Origin of the sequence: Actinoplanes octamycinicus (assembly GCF_014205225.1) — a bacterium.
Classification (GTDB): Bacteria; Actinomycetota; Actinomycetes; order Mycobacteriales; family Micromonosporaceae; genus Actinoplanes; species Actinoplanes octamycinicus.
In genome coordinates this window covers 1,650,727-1,668,916 of record NZ_JACHNB010000001.1, presented here as the reverse complement: position 1 = coordinate 1,668,916, position 18,190 = coordinate 1,650,727, and the positions used below count along the sequence as shown (strand labels likewise).

Here is an 18,190-nt window from a genome sequence, read left to right as displayed (position 1 = left end):
CCGGCTCGCTGGCCGGCCGGGCCATGGTCGGCCGCTTCGAGGAGGACGGGTGCGGCCGCTGGGGAGGGCCGGCCGAGCAAGGTCCGCTTCCGGTGGTTTCGGAACGCCGCTGACTCGTGCCGCTGGGAGCAGGCCTTTCCGACAGGCCAGGGCGTCACCTGGGCTACCAACTGGATCCCCGACTTCACCCACGCTGCCTGAGCGGACCGGGGTCGATTTCCGGGACCACCCACGGGCAGTGAAGGGGTCGGCGATCGCTGTGGACGCGCAGCGGCCAGATCGCCGACCCCGGCCCGCGCTACTTAAAGAGAATTGATGTACGACCGCGGCCCGGCCAGGCTTGGTCGAGGTGATCGGTAGGGATTCTCAGGCCCGCGCTGCCCACTCAGATGGCGGGGTGTGGCTTTCTCCCGGCTTGAACCCTGCCGGTCACCGTGGCGCGGAGTGGCTTGAGAGGGGTTTGCCCAGCTGTAAGTAGCGATGCCCTCCCGCCGGCGTTGTGTGCTGCGACGACGGGAAGGTTACCGACGATGGGTCAGCTGATCATTGGGGTCGATCCGCACAAGCGGTCCGCGACGATCGAGATCATCAACGAGCGTGAACAGGTACTGGCCCGCGGTAGGTACGGCACCGACACCGGCGGCTACCAGCAGCTGCTCGCTGCCGGCCGCCGTCACGCCGGCCGGGTGTGGGCGGTCGAGGGCTGTAACGGCATCGGCCGGCACCTGGCCCAGCGGCTGGTCGCCGACGGCGAAACCGTGCTGGACGTCCCGGCGAAACTCGCCGCGAAAGCCCGCAACTTCGACACCGGCCACGGCCGCAAAACCGACGGTCACGACGCCCACCACATCGCCGTGACAGCGCTACGCACCCCGGGCCTGCACCAGGTTCGTGCCGACGGCGCCACCGTCGCGCTGCGGCTGCTGGCCGACCGCCGCGACCAGCTCGGCGCCACCCGCACCGAGACCATCAACCGGCTGCACCAGCTACTGCTCGAACTGATCCCCGGCGGCGCGAAGAAGAACCTGACCACCGACCAGGCCCGCACCCTGCTCGAACGCGTCAGCGTCCCGGCCGGCGACATCGTCACCGCCACCCGCTATCAGCTGGCCGGCGACCTGGTCGACGAGCTCACCACCCTGGACACCAAGATCAAAGCAGCCAACCGGCAGCTGACGACCGTGCTGGCCGCCACCGGCACCCAGCTGACCAGCCTCAACGGCATCGGCCCCTCCGGCGCCGCCCGCCTGCTCGGCGACATCGGCGACATCCACCGCTTCCCGACCCGCGGACACTTCGCCACCTGGAACGGCACCGCCCCCATCGACGTGTCCTCCGGCGACCATCACCATCACCGGCTCAACCGGGCCGGGAACCGGCGCATCAACCGGGTCCTGCACATCATGGTCATCACCCAGCTCCGCTACGACACCCCCGCACGCGCCTATTACCAGCACAAACGCGCCGAAGGCAAAACCGCGATGGAAGCCATGCGAGCGTTGAAACGACGCCTGTCCGACACCGTCTACCGACAAATGATCAAAGACGCGGCAGCCGCAACAACCCCGGCGACGGATCCGGGAGGACACACGGGGGCGACTCGAAACTCCAGCGCGGCCGACCCAAACCCCAAGATCGACACTTCGGAAAAGTCACAACCCGGACCCGCCAACCACCACCCTAAAACATCCCCCACACCAACCCCTTGACAGAGGGGTGCCGGGAGCAGGCGATCCGCACCCGAGCGGACCGGCGTCAATGAAGATCTTGAACTTGATCTTCGTGCGGGAAGCGGAGGAAGGGGCGAGGAGGGGAAACGGTCAGCGGAGGGTCAGCTGGCGGCCGATGAGGCCCTGGCGGGCGCGGCGGGCCGCGGCGTCGAGCGGCTCGGTGATCGCCAGCGTGTCCTGGTAGCGCTTGGCGAAGTCGGCCAGCGGGGCCTCCCAGTCCGCGGCCTCCGGCTCGCCCGGAATGTCCCAGACCGGCACCAGCAGGCCGTGCGCGCGGAACATGCCGGCGAACTTGGTGTCGTCGCGCAGCAGCAGCTCGCCGGCGGCCGACAGGCGGGCCAGGGTGTCCAGCGCGCGGTCCTCGCCCTCGCCGAGCACCCAGCGGACGTGGCCCTTGTCCGGCGCGATCCGGCACCAGTACGCGGCCTTCGCCGCGGCCAGCCGGACGGTCGGGTAGATCGACGCGTTGGCCCGCTCCAGCGACGCCTTCACGCTGGCGTCCTGCAGCTGGTCGGCGTCCAGCCAGTACTCGAAGCCGTCGTGCATGGTGACCTCGAGCGGGCCGTCGACCAGCACGTCCTGCAGGCGCGGGCCCTCGCCGGGCAGCGCCGGCACCGACACCGGGTCGCCCGGGGTGGTGCGCAGCGCGGCCAGGATGGCCACCGCCAGGTCGCGGGAGACGTCCCCGGACTGCACGTGCCGCTGCAGGCCGATGAAGACCGCGCCGTCCCGGCGGGACATGGCCGGCCAGGCCATCGGCAGCACGGTGGAGAGGGTGACGGGGCGGTCGCCGTACTCCTCGAGGATCTCCGGCTTCAGGGTCAGCGGAGCGGAGGCGGCCGGGACCAGCTCACGCAGCGCGACCCATTCGGGCTCGTCGGCCAGGCCCTCGAACGGACGGGCGACGAAGATGTCGCGCACCTTGGTCTTGGGGGCGGACTCGCGGTTACGACGCTTGCTCACGAGGGACCAGCCTAGGCGGTGTCACCGGGAAGCCGGTGACGTGGGCCACTCGTGTCGTCGGTGACCGGCTCTGAGCTGGGAAAGGGAAATGGGCGGCGGCCGTCCGGCCACCGCCCATTCGGGTGCTCAGGCTGCTTGCGGCTTACCAGCCGTCGCAGACAGTGGTGCCCTTGGAGATCACCGGGGTGTAGAAGTTGCCGGCCGAGGCGCCGCTGGAGTTCTTGGTCTCCATGTGGCCCTGGAGGCAGTCGCCGAGGATGCTGGCGTTGTTCCAGACGGTCGACTTGGTCTGACCGGAGGAGATGGTCTGCCAGGCGCCCGGGGAGGTGGCGGCGCCCCGGACGTGGCTGCCGTAGGAGAAGCGGACGGAGAGCTTGCTGCCGCCGGTCTTGACGTACTTCACGTCCACGCCGGTGAAGTTGTTGATGTAGCGGATGCAGACGCTGCCGTTGCTGAGGCTGCTGCAGTACCACTTGCTGTCGGTGACCTTGATGTAGTCACCGCCGGTGCTGAGCACCGTGACAGAGCCGGCGTCCGCGGCCGACGCCGACGCCGGAACGGCCGCGACACCGAGCGCAACCGACATCATGACCGCAGCCATTGCTTTGAAACGCAACGAAACCTCCCGTTAGGTACATCCAGGCAGCAAGATCATCTGCCCGGACAGACCGTACCGGCGCATCGAAGTACTTACAAGAAGGAGTATTGATGACTTCCGTGCGGCGAGGTGTCAGGCGCGGGGCAGGCGGACCTCGGCGACCGTCCCGCCGCCCTCGCGTGGGCGCAGCGACACCCAGCCGTGCTGCCGCTCCACCATCCGCCGGACCAGGTAGAGGCCCAGGCCGGCACCCGGGTGGTGGTGCCGGTCGCCGCCCTCGGCCTGCCAGTAGCGCTCGAAGGCGCGCTCCACGTGCTCGGGCGCGATGCCGACGCCGCGGTCGGCGACCCGGAAGCGCAGCACGTCGTCGTCCATCCCGGCGCACAGCTCGACCGTGGTGTCCGGCTCCGAGTACTTCTCCGCGTTCGTGGTGAGCTCGGTGAGGATGGTGGCGATCGAATCCCGGTTCCCGTACGCCTTCGGCAGGTCGCCGGGCATCCGGCCGAGCTCGATCCGGCGCCGCAGGTCGGCCGGCAGCTCGCCGACCGCCTCACGCAACGCCTCGACCAGGTCGAACGGGCCGGCCGGGGCGGAACCGACCACGCCGTCGTCGCTGGCCGCGGAGAGCAGCCGGTCGACCAGCCGGGCCAGCTCGCCGGCCCGGTTGCCGATCACCCGGACCGCTTCCCGGCGGCCCGGCTCGCCCAGGGTGTCCCAGTGGTTGGTGAGGGTGTCCGCGTACCCCTTGATCACCGTCACCGGGGTGCGCAGCTCGTGGCTGGTGACCGCGACCCAGAGGTCCCGGTCGGCCTGCGCGCCGGCCTCCTCCGGGGCCGGGGCCGGGTGCACCGGCAGCCCGGCGCCGAGCCGGTAGAGCCGCCCGATGTGCCCGGCCAGCAGCTCCAGCACCGCGTGGTGCTCGGCTCCGGGCTCGCCGGCGTCGGCGCCGAAGTAGACGTGCAGCGAACCGGCGAACGCGTCCTCGGCCTCGCATCGGGCGCCCAGCATGTGCCGCAGGTCGCCGCCCTCGATCTGCCGGGCGAACTCGTCGTTCACCGAGTCCAGCGGGATCAGCTGGGTGCGGCCGGTGCCCTCCAGGCGGCGCTCCACCCGGCGGCCGACGGCCGGCTTGCAGACCCCGGTCGCCGCGATGATCCGGCCGTGGCCGCCGGTGTACTCCGCGAAGCCGGCCCCGCGCGCGCCGAGCACGTCCTGCGCCAGGCGGACCAGCTGCTGCAGCACGGGCAGGCCGCTCTCCCCGGCGTTGACGCGGTCGAGGACCGCGATCTGACCCCGGGTCAGCGCTGGATAGTCGGGACGATCCGGCATGTCTGCGAGTCTGCCTCGCTCCTCAGGGTTGGGCAGCTGTGTCCAGGATCACATCTGTGCCAGTCGCTCCAGCACGAACTTCGGCCGGTCGCTGATCACGCCGTCCACCCGGTGCTGGAGGACCAACTCCAGGTCGTCCGGCTCGTTGACGGTCCAGACGTACGTCCGGTGGCCGGCCGCCCGCATCGCCGGCAGCAGCCCGGGCCGGCTGCGGACCAGGTCCACGCCGGGCCCGGCGATCCGCGCGCCGAACGGCAGCTTGCCCTTGCCCACCCCGGGCGGCAGCAGCTCCAGCAGGTAGACGGTGGGCACGCCGGGCGCCTGGGCGCGGATCCGGCGCAGCGCCAGCGCCGCGAACGACATCACCGTCACCTGCACCGGGTCGTCCGGTTTCGGCTCGGCCAGCCCGAACCGGCGCAGCATCCGGACCAGCCGGCGCTCCACCTCGGCGCCGTACCGGGACGGGTGTTTGGTCTCGATCAGCAGGCGCACCGGCCGGCCGGAGTCCACCACCGCCTCCAGCAGCCGCTCCAGGGTGAGCAGCCGGCTCAGGTCGGGCAGCTCCTCGTCGGCCGGGTAGCCGGGGTGCCAGGAGCCGTAGTTGAACTCGTCGAGCTGGGCCAGGGTGCGCCGGCTGACCAGCCCTTTGCCGTTGCTGGTCCGGTTCAGCCGGCGGTCGTGCACGCAGACCAGGTGGCCGTCGCGGGTGAGCCGGACGTCGCACTCCAGCCCGTCGACGCCGTCCTCCAGCGCGCGCAGGTAGGCCCCGAGCGTGTGCTCGGGCAACGCGTCGGCGCCGCCCCGATGGGCGAAGACGAGTGGCCGGTACCCGCTGGTCACAGCACCCGGGCCGACTGTCCGTCCTCGCTGACCAGGTCACGGCCGTGCGCCGCCCAGGACTGCATCCCCCCGTCGAGGTTGCGCACGTTGTCCCACCCGTTGTTCATCAGGTAGGCCACCACCTGGCCGGACCGGCCGCCGGCCCGGCAGATCACCACGACCTCGCCGTCGGCGGGCACCTCGGCCATCCGGGCCGGCACCTCCATCATCGGCAGGTGGTGGGCGCCGGGCGCATGCCCGGCCACCCACTCGTCCGGCTCGCGAACGTCGAGGAGGTAGGCGTCGGCGCCGACCTGATCCGGGGTCACGCTGGGTACCTGAGGTCCGAACACGGCATCCAGCCTAAGGCTTCGGTTCCGGTCAGGACTTCTTGACCGGGTTCGCCGCGAGGTAGTCCGTCATTTTGTCGGACTTGACCGCTTCGAACAGGGCCAGCGCCTTCTCCCGGTCGGAGACCACCACGGACTGCCCGTTGATCGTCTCGCTGCCCTTGTTCGGGCTGGTCAGGAAGGTCAGGTTGTCCGAGCGCAGGTTGCGGAACTGCAGGGCGATGTCCTTGAGCGAGAAGTCCTGGTCGACGGTGACCGCGGCGGCCACCGCGGTGAGGAAGTCGTCCAGCTTGCCGGGGCTGGTCAGCGTGCCGCTGCTGGCCGCCTTGTCCATGATCGCTTTGAGGAACTCCTGCTGGTGCCGCTGCCGGTCGAAGTCACCGCGGGGGAACTGGTACCGCTGGCGCACCCAGTCCAGGGCCTGGGCGCCGTTCATGTGCATCATGCCCTTCTTGAACACCCGGAACGGCTTGTGGATCGACGTGATGGTCTTGTCGACTTTGAGGTCGACGCCGCCGAGCGCGTTGGTGACCTCCTTGAAGCCGCCGAAGTCGATCGCCACCACGTGGTCGATCTTCACGCCGGTCAGGCACTCGACGGTGTGCACCGCGCGGGGCAGGCCACCGAAGGCGAACGAGGCGTTGATCTTCGCCCGCGAGCCCTCGCTGCACGCCGCGCCGTTGGCCTTGGGCACGACCACCCACAGGTCCCGGGGAATCGAGATGAGCTGGGCGCTCTTGTGGTCGGCCGGCACGTGCATGAGCATCAGCGTGTCCGCGCGCCAGGCGTTCGCCTGGTCCTCCTTGGCGTCCGGGTCCCGCGAGTCGCTGCCGACGAGCAGGATGTTGAACGCGCCGTCCACCGTCTTGGCCGGCCGGTCGCCGGTGAGCCCGGCGAAGGCGTCGGTGCGCTTGAGGTCGTCGTCGATGCCGTTGACGTAGTTGATCGCGTAGACGCCGCCGATCACCGCGAGGACCAGCACCACGGCGCCGGCGACCAGGGCGATCCGGCCCCAGCGCGGCTTGGTGCGGCCGCCCTTGTAGGAGCCGCCGCCGTAGGACCGGCCCCGCTCACCCGGCCCACCGGGGGAGACCGGGCGTCCGGTCGGCCCGGACGGCGGGACGGAGGCCCGTCCGGAGGAGTTGCCGCTGGGAGAGGTGGTCGCAGACATGGCACCAGGTTAGGTCGCCGTGCCCAGCTATCCGGCCGCACGACCCGGTTCGGCACGAACGTGGGAGTACCCCCGGGCCCGGGCCGGCGCGGCGACGACGCCGGCCCGGGGTGTTCCGAGGTGGGTTCAGTGGGCGCCGTGCCCGGTCAGCGACCGGACCTCCAGCTCGGCGTACTTCTTCTCGTCGGTCTCCTTGCTGAGCACGGTGCCCAGCCAGCCGAAGAAGAAGCCCAGCGGGATCGAGATGATGCCCGGGTTGGACAGCGGGAACCAGTGCCAGTCCTGGTCCGGGAACATCGCCGTGGGCGAACCGGACACCACCGGCGAGAAGAACACCAGGATCACCGCGCTGAGCAGGCCGCCGTAGATCGACCAGAGCGCGCCGGCGGTGTTGAAGCGCCGCCAGAACAGGCTGTAGAGGATGGCCGGCAGGTTCGCCGACGCGGCCACCGCGAAGGCCAGCGCGACCAGGAACGCCACGTTCAGGCTCTGCGCGAAGATGGACAGCGTGATCGCGACCGCGCCGATCACGAAGGCGGAGATCCGGGCGACGCCGACCTCGCTGCGCTCGGACGCCTGGCCTCGCTTGAGCACGTTGGCGTAGAAGTCGTGCGCCACGCTCGACGACGACGCCAGGGTCAGGCCGGCCACCACGGCCAGGATGGTCGCGAAGGCGACCGCCGCGATGATCGCCAGCAGCACCGCGCCGCCGGTCTCCCCGCCCAGGTAGTCGATGCCGAGCTTCTGTGCCAGCTGCGGCGCCGCGGTGTTGCCCGCCTTGTCCTGCGCGGTGATCGCCTTGCCGCCCACCAGGGCCGCCGCGCCGAAGCCGAGGGCCAGGGTGAACAGGTAGAAGGTACCGATGATGCCGATCGCCCAGAGCACGCTCTTGCGGGCGATCCGGGCGGTCGGCACGGTGTAGAACCGGGTCAGGATGTGCGGCAGACCGGCCGTGCCGAGGACCAGCGCGAGGCCCAGCGAGAGCAGGTCCATCTTGCTGTAGAAGGTCTTCGTCGCGTCGCCGGCCGTCTCCACGCCGTACCGCAGGCCCGGTTCCAGGAAGGCGGCGCCCTTGCCGGACTGCGCGGCGGCGTCACCGAGCAGCGCGGACAGGTTGAACTTGTAGTGCGCCAGCACCAGCAGGGTCATCACCAGGGCGCCGGTCATCAGCATGAACGCCTTGACGATCTGCACGTAGGTGGTGCCCTTCATGCCGCCGACCACCACGTAGACGATCATCAGGGCGCCGACCAGGATGATCGTGACGGTCTTGGCGGTGCCGGCGTTCATCCCCAGGAAGGTCTGGTCCGCGGTGATCCCCAGCAGCAGCGACACCAGCGCGCCGGCGCCGACCATCTGGGCGATCAGGTAGAAGATCGACACCACCACGGTGGAGACCGAGGCGCCCAGCCGGACCGGGCGCTGGCGCATCCGGAAGGCCAGCACGTCGGCCATCGTGTACCGGCCGGAGTTGCGCAGGAACTCGGCGACCAGCAGCAGCGCCACCAGCCAGGCGACCAGGAAGCCGATCGAGTAGAGGAAGCCGTCGTAGCCGTAGAGCGCGATCAGGCCGGCGATGCCGAGGAACGACGCGGCCGACATGTAGTCGCCGCCGATCGCCATGCCGTTCTGGAAGCCGGAGAACTGCCGGCCGCCGGCGTAGAAGTCGGTGGCGGTCTTGGTCTGCCGGCTCGCCCAGATGGTGATGCCCAGGGTGATCGCCACGAAGATCAGGAAGAGCGTGATGGTCAGCGTCCGCGAGGTGCTGGACGCGGCCTCGGCCGAGAGGAACATCAGACCGTGCTCCCCTCATCGGTGGCCGCGGTGGTGGCGGTGTCGGCGGTGCCCTGGTGGTCGATCTCCTTGTAGATGTCGTCCGCGAGCGGGTCGACCTTCTGCGCGGCGAACTTCGCGTAGTACCAGGCGATCACGAACGTGGAGACGAACTGGAGCAGGCCGAACAGCAGGCCGACGTTGATGTTGCCGACCAGCTTGATCGCCATGAAGTCCCGCGCGTACGCGGTGAGCAGGACATACAGCGCGTACCAGAGGATGAACGCGATCGTCGTCGGGAAGATGAAGCGGCGGAGCGTATGGCGCAGTCGCCCGAATTCCTCGGAGTTCTGCACCTCGAGATATCTCTCGGGGGTGGCCGGCACGGTGTCACCACCTTCGTGGGCGGAGTGGACTTTCCGGCACGGTACGAAGGAAAGCCGCCCGCCCCGGCCCGCCGGTCGGCGTCTGCGCTGAGTGGTGGTCTGACTGCGCTCAGCGGTCAGTCAGCTCCGCGTACCGTCCCCGGAAGTGCACCAGCGGCGGGGTGGCCGCCGGGAACGACGCCTCCTCGATGACCGCCTCGACCAGCAGCGCCCAGCCGCACGGCCGGGAGCCGTCCAGCCGGCAGCCGGCCCAGGCCCCGGCGTGCGCGGGCACCGGCCCGTACGCGGTCTCCCGCCACTCGCCGGTGGCGAACAGCCCACCCGGCGCCGGCATCAGCCCGGCGAACTTGTCGGCCAGCTGCCGGTCGGCCGGGGTGAGCGGGGTGACCGCGAACCGCCCGGCCCGCTCGGCGGCGTCCCAGAAGTCGCTCTCCTCGTCGATCAGGCCGAGCACCCGGCCCGGGTCACCGTCGGCGACCAGGGTGGAGGAGACGGTGAGCCCGGCCGGGCCGGACGCGGTCCAGAGCGTGACCGGGGCGGCGAGCCGGCCGCGGAGCCGCCGCACCGGCGACTTCTCCCCGTCCGGCACGGCGAACGGGTCGGTGGAGTGAATCGTCACCCGGACATTCTCCCGATTACAGATCGTGCACGCGGCTACCCGATTCAATTGATCAACGGCTATTTTTTCCTGGGGACCTCTGGCGGGAAGGGGACGGCGCATGCCCCAGGTGGTGTTACGACCGGGCGACGTCGTTCACGTCGGACCCGACGCGAGCGTGCAGTTCTCCGGCGACCGGGCCCTGACCTTCCGGATCATCCGGGTCGACCCGCGGGTCACCTACGACGGCTGGATCTGGCTGGACGGCTATGTCGTCGGCCCGGCAGGCAACGCGTTGCAGCGGCGGCGCATCTTCGTCCGGCAGGACGGCCTGCGCCCGATCCGGGTCAACCGGGTGCCGGCACCTCGTAACGGATCTCGAACTGCTGGCCGGCCTTGATCATCACGGTCGCCTCGACCGGCCGCTCGCCGTCGGTGTAACCGACCCGGAACTGCCGGAGCACCGGGATGTCCTCGGGCAGCCGCAGCGCGAGGAACTCGGCCACCGTGGCCGGGCGCACCGACACCTGGTCGACGACGCGCCGCAGCGGGTGCCCGAGCCCGGCCAGCGCCGCCGGTGAGCCCTCCGGCAGCGGGTCCGGCCCGGCCAGCACCGTGCCGCGGGCCAGCGTGGCCGGGTAGTAGGTCCAGCTCAGCTCGGCCGGCTCGGTGTCGAGCAGCCGCAGCTGGTGACGGACCACCACCGGCTCGGCCCGGTCCAGGCCGAAGGCTCGCGCGACCGGGGCCGGCGCCGGCGTCTCGCCGACCTCGAGCAGCCGGGCCTCGCCGTCCTCGAAGCCGGCGGCCACCGTGGCCGGGCGCCGGCCGGTCGCCGTCACCGACCGTCCCTTGTGCCCGGTGACCAGGCCCTCGGCCTTGAGGATGCGCAGCGCCCGGGTGACCGTCATGTTGGTGACCGCGTAGCGCCGGGTCAGTTCGGCGGTGCTCGGCAGGCGCTGGGCGGGGCCGATGTCGCCGGCCAGGATCAGCGCGCGCAGGTCGCCGGCGAGCTGCCGCTGACGCGAGCGGTAACCGTCGTCCGGAACGGCAGTCAAGGCCACTCCCCTCCATCAAGAAAGGATCATGGTGCCTCATCGACCCTCGAAAGTGGACAGTCGCCGGGGTGTCTTTTGATTACACATTTTGTGTAATGTCGTCCGGGGGTGCCGCAATGACCGACGACGTGCCGCGCGCGGGCGATGTGCTGCACGTCGGCGGCGCCGCGAGTGTCCAGTTCGCCGGCGATCGGGCCCTGATGTTCCGGGTGATTCGCGTCGATCCGCGACTGACCTATGCCGGTTGGTTGTGGATCGACGGATATGTGCTCGGGCCGACCGGTGACGCCACCGAGCGGCGGCTGATATTCGTCCGCCGGGACGGTCTCAAGAAACTGCGCTGAGCACTTCCGGCATCCGGCGGTCCAGCAGATCTCCGGCAATTCCGGAACCGACCAGATAGGTGGCTACCGCATATCCCAGGCCGATCGGCAGACCGGCCCACGTCCACGCCGGGCCGAGCAGATATCCGGCCAGCACCACCGGCAGCGCGCCGATGATTCCGCCGGCCATTCCGGCGACGCTGGGCAGGCCCTTGGCCAGCCCGCCGCCGGACGAGACGGCGAACGGCCCGGTCGACTCGGGCAGGGCGTAGGCGGCGCGTACCGAGATCGGCAGCAGCACGGCGAGCCCGGTGCCGTAGACCGCGAGCAGCGTGCCGAGCCGCGCCGGGATCTGCGCCGGATCGCCGGCGAGCAGCCCGGCCAGCACCGCGACCAGGACCAGCAGCGGCACGGTGACCAGGGCGTGCGCCGCCGCCCGGGAGTGGATCTCGAGCCGGCCGGGTATCCCGATCGCCAGGTTGGTGGCGTAGGCGCTGCCGTCGTAGCCGAACTGGTTGGCCAGCGCGACCGGGGCGACCGCGCCGACCATGAAGGCCATCCCGCCGGCCAGCCGTGGGTCCGGGCCGAGCATCGAGGTGATCGGCAGGAACAGCCCGGCCATGGTCAGCGCGACCAGCCCGGCCCGCCGCCGGTTCTCCCGCCACCAGTAGCGCGTCTCCCGGGCCACCAGCGCGCCGAACCGGGTCCGTGGCCAGCCCCGGAAGACCAGCTGGGCGACCGGTCCGCGGCCGTCCGCCCGGCCGCGCGCCACCCGCCGGCCGCCGGCCGCCGAGGCGCCGGCCATCGCCTGCTCCAGGCTCCGGCTCCACCACAGGATCAGGCCGCTCACGGCGGCCAGCACGATCAGGACCTTCACCGGTACGGCCCACGCGCGCCCCGCGGCGACGTCCAAGCCGATCGAGTACGGCGCCCCGAGCGGCGTCCACCCACCGGCCTCGGCGAGCGCCGCCACGTTGTCCCAGTCGGCCCGATTCACCAGGCCGAGCAGGAGCAGCTGCAGCGGCCCGGCCGAGGCGGCCACCACGGCCAGCAGGATGGTGGCCAGGTCCCGCGCCCGCCGGGACCGCAGCGCGGTGGCGAACGCGCTGGTCACCGCCCGGCTCAGCAGCACGCAGAGAAGCAGCCCGCCGAGCACTCCGAACGCCTCGGTGACCGCAGCCACCGGACCACCCAGCCGCGCGCAGGTGTGCACCATGCCGGCGGTGGCCGCGAGGGTGGCCAGGGCCGGCAGCCCGACCAGGGCGGACGCGCCGAGCCCGGCGATCAGGGTGCGCCGGCGGAGCGGCAGCAGCGCGAACCGGGCCGGGTCCAGCGTCTCGTCCACGCCGAAGAACAGCAGCGGCAGGAAGAGCCAGCCGAGCATCAGCAGCGCGCCGCCGAACGGCAGCAGCATCCCGGCCGCCCGCCCGTCGTGCAGCGCCCCGGGCAGCGCGAACCCGGCGTAGCCCAGCACCGCCAGCAGGGTGGCGGCGCCGGCGCCGGTCAGGAACAGCGCCACCCGGGCCGGGCGGCCGCGCAACCCGTTCGCGGTGAGCCGGAGTTTCAGCCGGACGAACGGCCACACCCCGGGCTCGCCGGTCAGAGCCACGCCAGCTCCGAGCCGGTGGCCACCCGGCCGCCCACCACCTGCACGAACACGTCCTGCAGCGGGCGACCGGCGCGGACCGTGTCGAGCGTGCCGTGCATCCGGAGCACGCCGTCCGACATGATCGCGACGTGCGAGCAGAGCCGCTCGACCACCTCCAGCACGTGACTGGAGAAGACCACCGTGCCGCCGCCGGCCACGTACCGCTGCAGGATGTCGCGGATCAGCGCGGCCGACACCGGGTCCACCGCCTCGAACGGCTCGTCCAGCACCAGCAGGCGCGGGGCGTGCAGCAGCGCGCAGGCCAGGCCGATCTTCTTCTTCATCCCGGCCGAGTAGTCGATCACCAGGGTGCGGTTGTCGACGCCCAGCTCCAGGACGTCGAGCAGGTCGCGGGCGCGCTGGTCGACCACGGTGGCCGGCATGCCGCGCAGCAGACCGTGGTAGGCCAGCAGCTCCGGGCCGCTCAGCCGGTCGAACAGCCGGGCGCCGTCGGGGAGCACGCCGACCAGGGACTTGGCCTGGGTGGGGGCGTGCCAGACGTCGTACCCGAGCAGGAAGGCCTGACCCGCGTCGGGCCGCAACAGGCCCACGGCCATGGAGAGAGTGGTGGTCTTGCCGGCCCCGTTGGGGCCGAGCAGGCCGTAGAACGACCCGGCGGGCACGTCCAGGCTGACCCCGGCGACCGCGAGCTTGGTGTCGAAGCGCCGGACCAGCCCGCGCAACGACATCGCCGCGGGTGGCTCGGGCGGGCGAGGTGCCGGGGCCGTCATGTCTACGGACGCTAGCCGGGCATCCGGGCCGCGACCAGCCGGAACATCCGGCCGGCGGCACGTTGCGGCGGTCCGGGCAGAACGGCGTGCCGGTTCGGCCGAATCCGGCGCATTCCACAATGGATATCCGGTACGACGATAAGTTCAGTTAATTGACATTTTCGAGTGGCTGTCACGCTGGTCACAGCGCTCTGTTTCCGCTTGCTCGATCGACGCGGATCGGCGCAAGATCTGCGCGACCAGCGGAGATTCCGCGATGTGAAGCAGGGGTTGCGTCGCGACTTCTTTGCTGCGTCACAGAAATACCGGGTGCTATTTCCGGTGCCTGAAAGGGCCGGGTGTTCCGCGGCGAAACGGGGGAAACGCGGAACACCCGGACCCGATCAGCCGACCCGCTCGATCACCGCGCGGCGGATCAGGAATTTGCCCGGTTCGCGGACCAGTTCGAAGGCCGCGTTGTTGAGCAGCACGCAACTGCCCGAGGTGGTCTGCACGGTCACCGTGACGCTCTTGTTGTTGTCCAGGTTCGTGACCTTCAGCCGGGTGCCGACCGGGAAGGTGCCGCTGGACGCGAACGGCTCGCCGGCCTCGCCGGACAGCGTCACGGTCGAGCCCTTGCAGACGACCTCGCCGGCCCCGGTGCCGTTGGCGGCGCCGGCCGGGGCGCTGGTCGCCGTCGCCTGCTGAGCCGGCGGCTTCGTCGCCTGCTGAGCCGGCGGCTTGGTGGTCGGCTTCTGGGCCGGCGCGGCCGGGGCGGCGACGTTGCCGGTGCAGCCCGCCTCCCGCCGCTGCAGGTTGATCAGGTCGACCACGGCCTGCCGGTTCGCCAGCACGGCGTCGGTCTGCGCGGTGGGATGCGCCCGCTGGTCGGCCATGAAGGCGAGGTTCTCGCGCAGCGACTGGTCCAGGCCGCCGCAGTTGGTGGCGGCGTTGCTCATCCCGGTGCCGACGGCCAGCGCGCCACCGGCCAGGGCGGCGATCGCGACGCCGATGGCAATCTTGCGGTTGCGCCCGGTAAGTCCCTGCTGTGCGTTCCTGCGTGGTCTCCTCATGCCCATCAGTACGAGGCGGGAATTCGGCGCGGCCGAGGGTCGTACCTTAAAGATCCTTAATTCCTGAGCGACTCCGGAGCGTGCAGCCGCAGCATCGTCGCGCCCACCTCCGGCGGCACGCGGCGGCTGGTCAGCAGCGACACGACGACCATCACCAGGAAGGCGAGCGGCACCGTCCAGGCGGCCGGCTGACCGACGAACTCGGCCAGCCCGCTCGGCAGCTCCGCGCCGAACACCGTGACGAAGACCGCCACCACCGCGGCGCCCCCGCCGATCAGGATCCCGGCGATCGCCCCGGCGTCGGTCAGTCGCCGCCACCAGATGCCCAGCACCAGCAGCGGGCAGAAACTCGACGCGGCCACCGCGAACGCCAGGCCGACCACCCGGGACACGTCCATGTCGGACACGAACAGCGACATGCTGATCGGCACCACCGCGGCCAGCAGCGTGGCCACCCGGAAATCGCGCACCGACCCGGACCGGCCGGGCCGCAGCACGTCCGTGAAGATCACCCCGGCGACGCTGGTCAGCAGCCCGGACGAGGTGGACAGGAAGGCGGCCAGGGCGCCCGCGGTGACCAGCGCCCCGAGCAGCCGGCCCTGATGCCCGCCGCCCAGCGCGGCCTCCGGCAGCAGCAGCACCACCGCGTCGGTGCGCCCGGTCATCAGCAGCTGCGGCGTGTAGATCCGGCCCAGCACGCCGTAGAGCGTCGGCAACAGGTAGAACAACCCGACCATGGCCAGCACCACCAGGGTGGTCCGCCGGGCCGAGGCCCCGTCCGGGTTCGTGTAGAACCGGACCAGCACGTGCGGCAGCCCCATCGTGCCCAGGAACGTCGCCAGGATCAGTGAGTACGTGCCGAACAGCCCGGACTCGCCACCCGGCCGCAGCCAGTCGTCGCCGAACCGGGCGTCGACCGTGCTCACCCGCGGCACCGGATCACCGGCCTGGAACTGCAGCGTCGCGCCGGCGGCCACCGGCCCGATCCCGTCCAGCACCGCGTCCTGCTGGATCACCACGCTGGTCGCGGCCGGGAACACCGCACCGGCCGGTGGGGTCACCGCGGGCCGGCCGTCGGACTGCCACTGGAAGATCAGGAACAGGATCGGCACGGCCAGCGCGGTCAGCTTCAGCCAGTACTGGAACGCCTGCACGAAGGTGATCGCACGCATCCCGCCGAAGGCCACGTTGCCGGTGACCACCACGCCGATCAGAAGGGCACCCCAGGCGTACGAGCCGCCGGTCACCGTGGCGAAGGTCAGGCCCGCGCCCTGCAACTGGGGCAGCAGATAGAGGCAGCCGATGAACAGCACGAACGCGGTGGCCAGCCGGCGCAGACCGGCCGAGCCCAGCCGGACCTCGCAGAAGTCGGGCAGGGTGAACGCGCCGGAGCGGCGCAGCGGGGCGGCGACGAACAGCAGCAGGGCGAGGTAGCCGGCGGCGAAACCGACCGGGTACCAGAGGACCTCGACGCCGTACCGCAGGATCAGGCCGGCCACGCCCAGGAACGAGGCGGCGGACAGATACTCGCCGCTGATCGCGGCGGCGTTCCAGGACGGGCTGACGCTGCGCGAGGCGACCAGGAAATCCGAGGTGGTGCGGGCGAAGCGGAGGCCGTACGCGCCGATCGCCACGGTCACCAGGACGACGATCACCAGCCCCGGTACGAGGTAGGGGTTCATCGTTCCGGGCGGCGGATCACGGCGGCGAAGTCCTGCTCGTTGCGCTCGGCCCAGTGCACGTAGGCGGCGCCGACCAGCACCAGGAACGGGAAGGAGAGCACCCCGAGCAGCACCCACGGCAGGTGCATGCCGAACACCTTGAGCCCGCCCACCGCGGGCGCCACCGCGAACAGCAGCGGGAGCGCGCCGAGCCCGGCCACCACCACCAGCGCCAACCGCAGCGCCAGCGCGAGCTGCGCGCGGACCAGGCCTTTCACCAACGCCTCGCCGACCGGGGTCTGCTCGGCGAGGTCGGTGCGCGCCGGGTCGGCGGGACGGCGGGCGGCCGTCGCGTCGCCCAGCACCACCCGGGTGCGCGGGGGCGGCGGTGTGTCGGCCATGTCCGGCAGTCTTGCCGCCCCCGGCGGAATGTCAATAGCCGTACCGCGTCCGCTCGCATCGGTCCGGGTTGATCGGGTGCGGATCGTCGCCGATCAACGTCAGTGCGGTGGCCCGGCCCAGGTTCCAGGTCCGCCAGCCGTCCTCACCCCGGTTCAGGCTCAGCTGGTAGAGCACGCAGGTGCGGTCCTCCGGGTCGGCCAGCCCGTCGATCGCCGGCACCGCGTCCAGCGACAGGTCGGCCAGGTAGCCGACGTCGACCCGGCCGGCCGGGCGGTCCACCTGGTTGCGGGCGATCAGCAGGTCCGGGTTCGCCGCCGCCAGGCCGAGCAGGGCCAGCACCCCGGCGCCGATCGCGGCCCGGGGCAGCCACGGTGCCCGGATCCGGATCCCGGCCACCAGGACCAGCAGCAGGATCACCCCGAACCACACCTCGCAGCGGGCGACCAGCAACCGCAGCCGGGTCAGGCCGTAGGTGTCGATGTACACCTGCATCCGGATCAGCGACGAGGCGACGATGACCAGGGTCAGCACGGTCAGCGTGCCGAGGATCGCGCGGAACACCGCCCGGTCGCCGGCCGTCCGCCGCGGCGCCCAGCGGGCTGCGCCGGCCAATACCACCAGGGTCAGCCCGGTGACGAAGCACAGCTGCCAGAAGCCGCCGCGGGCGTACTCGGCGTAGGTCAGGCCGGCCGTGCGCAGCACGTGCGACTCGCCGCCGAACAGCACTGCCAGCTGCACCGCGACGAAGGTGGCGAAGAGCAGGGTGAGCAGGCCCAGCGGCACGGCCCACTCCAGCCGGTTCACGGTGCGGCCCTCGGTGCGATCGAGATCGGTCAGGTTCGGCGGGGCGGCGCGCAGGAAGGCGGCGCCGCCCAGCACCGGCGCGGTGACGCAGCAGATGAAGATCCAGCGGAACACCCCGTCCACGCTGATCTCCGGCAGCACCGTCGCGAACAGGTCGGCGAACGCCGGGTCGGCCGACGCGAAGAGTACGCCGAAGACCACCAGCAGCAGGACCGAGACGGCCAGGGTGCCGATCACCCGCATCGGCGCCGGGCCGCCACCCGGCCGGCGCATCCGCGCCAGACCACGACCCAGCCAGGGCGCGGACCGCAGGATCGCCACCGGAGCCATCAGGTACGTGGTGGCCACCGCCCGCATCGACCGGCCGGCCCCGATCGCCAGCGCGAAGGTGATCGTCGAGGTCAGCACGCACAGCGCGAAGAGCCAGCCGGCGGCGCGGAACGTACCCACCCCGAGCAGGGCCACCGTGGCCACCGCCCAGAGCGGCCGGTCCCAGCGCACCGGTTCGGCCGGCCGGGGCACCAGCACCGGGATCGTGCTCGCCGCGGGCCGGGCCAGGAGCAGGGCGATCGCGCCGGCCACCGCGGTGACCAGCCAGCCGACGCCTACCTGGCCGAGCGGCAGGCTCAGCGCGGCGACCGCGGTGGCCGCGCCGATCGCGACGACGGTGCTGGCGGAGGCCGGGCGGGGCGGTCCGGGCATGCGACGGCCCCAGAGCGTGACGTCCGGCCAGGGTCCGTGCAGCGGCCCATTTAGGGGGATTTGTGCCTTGTGGTGGGCTGGAGGTGCCAGGGACA

At 71.5% G+C, this 18,190-nt stretch carries 19 protein-coding genes; 3 read left to right on the top strand and 16 right to left on the bottom strand.

Going from position 1 to position 18,190, the window contains the following annotated elements; genetic code table 11:
• The first annotated feature begins 530 nt into the window (after positions 1-530).
• Positions 531-1,709 carry an IS110 family RNA-guided transposase gene (locus BJY16_RS07515; RefSeq protein ID WP_185038372.1) on the top strand — a complete coding sequence of 393 codons (1,179 nt, stop codon included), beginning with the start codon at positions 531-533 and terminating at the stop codon, positions 1,707-1,709.
• 111 nt (positions 1,710-1,820) lie between these two features.
• Here BJY16_RS07515 and BJY16_RS07510 read toward each other — a convergent pair whose 3' ends face one another.
• From BJY16_RS07510 to BJY16_RS07470, 9 genes are all read right to left on the bottom strand, one after another.
• Positions 1,821-2,693: a DUF5926 family protein gene (locus BJY16_RS07510; protein ID WP_185038371.1), complete on the bottom strand. Its 873-nt coding sequence runs from the start codon at positions 2,691-2,693 to the stop codon at positions 1,821-1,823.
• Positions 2,694-2,835: 142 nt separating this feature from the next.
• Positions 2,836-3,282, bottom strand: coding sequence for a hypothetical protein (locus tag BJY16_RS07505; protein ID WP_185038370.1), 447 nt, complete (start codon positions 3,280-3,282; stop codon positions 2,836-2,838).
• Positions 3,283-3,423: 141 nt separating this feature from the next.
• Complete coding sequence (locus BJY16_RS07500; RefSeq protein ID WP_185038369.1) at positions 3,424-4,620, bottom strand: sensor histidine kinase; 1,197 nt, start codon at positions 4,618-4,620, stop codon at positions 3,424-3,426.
• A gap of 48 nt (positions 4,621-4,668) precedes the next feature.
• Positions 4,669-5,460: a glycerophosphodiester phosphodiesterase gene (locus BJY16_RS07495; RefSeq protein WP_185038368.1), complete on the bottom strand. Its 792-nt coding sequence runs from the start codon at positions 5,458-5,460 to the stop codon at positions 4,669-4,671.
• The gene (locus BJY16_RS07490) at positions 5,457-5,792 is read right to left on the bottom strand and encodes a rhodanese-like domain-containing protein (protein ID WP_185038367.1); all 336 of its coding nucleotides are present in this window, start codon (positions 5,790-5,792) and stop codon (positions 5,457-5,459) included. Before BJY16_RS07490 ends, BJY16_RS07495 begins: the two co-directional genes overlap by 4 nt.
• Positions 5,793-5,820: 28 nt before the next feature.
• Positions 5,821-6,960 carry an LCP family protein gene (locus BJY16_RS07485; RefSeq protein WP_185038366.1) on the bottom strand — a complete coding sequence of 380 codons (1,140 nt, stop codon included), beginning with the start codon at positions 6,958-6,960 and terminating at the stop codon, positions 5,821-5,823.
• A gap of 126 nt (positions 6,961-7,086) precedes the next feature.
• Positions 7,087-8,754, bottom strand: a complete 1,668-nt coding sequence (locus BJY16_RS07480; RefSeq protein WP_185038365.1) for a monocarboxylic acid transporter — start codon at positions 8,752-8,754, stop codon at positions 7,087-7,089.
• Positions 8,754-9,119 carry a DUF485 domain-containing protein gene (locus BJY16_RS07475; RefSeq protein WP_185038364.1) on the bottom strand — a complete coding sequence of 122 codons (366 nt, stop codon included), beginning with the start codon at positions 9,117-9,119 and terminating at the stop codon, positions 8,754-8,756. Before BJY16_RS07475 ends, BJY16_RS07480 begins: the two co-directional genes overlap by 1 nt.
• Before the next feature lie 109 nt (positions 9,120-9,228).
• Complete coding sequence (locus BJY16_RS07470; protein WP_239177396.1) at positions 9,229-9,738, bottom strand: flavin reductase family protein; 510 nt, start codon at positions 9,736-9,738, stop codon at positions 9,229-9,231.
• A 100-nt stretch (positions 9,739-9,838) separates the two neighbouring features.
• Between BJY16_RS07470 and BJY16_RS07465 the strand changes: the two genes are divergently transcribed.
• Positions 9,839-10,117, top strand: a complete 279-nt coding sequence (locus BJY16_RS07465; RefSeq protein WP_185038362.1) for a hypothetical protein — start codon at positions 9,839-9,841, stop codon at positions 10,115-10,117.
• Here BJY16_RS07465 and BJY16_RS07460 read toward each other — a convergent pair.
• Positions 10,065-10,772 (bottom strand): GntR family transcriptional regulator, encoded by a 708-nt coding sequence (locus BJY16_RS07460; protein ID WP_185038361.1) that lies wholly within the window; start codon positions 10,770-10,772, stop codon positions 10,065-10,067. The two genes, BJY16_RS07465 and BJY16_RS07460, sit on opposite strands and share 53 nt — an antisense overlap.
• A gap of 116 nt (positions 10,773-10,888) precedes the next feature.
• Between BJY16_RS07460 and BJY16_RS07455 the strand changes: the two genes are divergently transcribed.
• The gene (locus tag BJY16_RS07455; protein ID WP_185038360.1) at positions 10,889-11,116 is read left to right on the top strand and encodes a hypothetical protein; all 228 of its coding nucleotides are present in this window, start codon (positions 10,889-10,891) and stop codon (positions 11,114-11,116) included.
• On the opposite strand, the gene BJY16_RS07450 is transcribed toward BJY16_RS07455, so the two are convergent.
• From BJY16_RS07450 to BJY16_RS07425, 6 genes are all read right to left on the bottom strand, one after another.
• Positions 11,100-12,704, bottom strand: a complete 1,605-nt coding sequence (locus BJY16_RS07450; protein WP_239177398.1) for an ABC transporter permease — start codon at positions 12,702-12,704, stop codon at positions 11,100-11,102. The two genes, BJY16_RS07455 and BJY16_RS07450, sit on opposite strands and share 17 nt — an antisense overlap.
• A complete protein-coding gene (locus BJY16_RS07445; protein ID WP_185038359.1) occupies positions 12,695-13,474 on the bottom strand; it encodes an ABC transporter ATP-binding protein in 780 nt (259 codons plus the stop codon). Before BJY16_RS07445 ends, BJY16_RS07450 begins: the two co-directional genes overlap by 10 nt.
• Positions 13,475-13,857: 383 nt before the next feature.
• On the bottom strand, positions 13,858-14,526 hold the full coding sequence (locus BJY16_RS07440) for an SCO2207 family protein (protein WP_185038358.1): 669 nt from the start codon (positions 14,524-14,526) through the stop codon (positions 13,858-13,860).
• 56 nt (positions 14,527-14,582) lie between these two features.
• Positions 14,583-16,208 carry a sodium/solute symporter gene (locus tag BJY16_RS07435; protein ID WP_185038357.1) on the bottom strand — a complete coding sequence of 542 codons (1,626 nt, stop codon included), beginning with the start codon at positions 16,206-16,208 and terminating at the stop codon, positions 14,583-14,585.
• The gene (locus tag BJY16_RS07430) at positions 16,205-16,588 is read right to left on the bottom strand and encodes a DUF485 domain-containing protein (protein WP_185038356.1); all 384 of its coding nucleotides are present in this window, start codon (positions 16,586-16,588) and stop codon (positions 16,205-16,207) included. The genes BJY16_RS07435 and BJY16_RS07430 overlap by 4 nt, the downstream gene beginning before the upstream one ends.
• A 31-nt stretch (positions 16,589-16,619) precedes the next feature.
• Complete coding sequence (locus BJY16_RS07425; protein WP_239177406.1) at positions 16,620-18,095, bottom strand: DUF4153 domain-containing protein; 1,476 nt, start codon at positions 18,093-18,095, stop codon at positions 16,620-16,622.
• Positions 18,096-18,190: the final 95 nt, after the last annotated feature.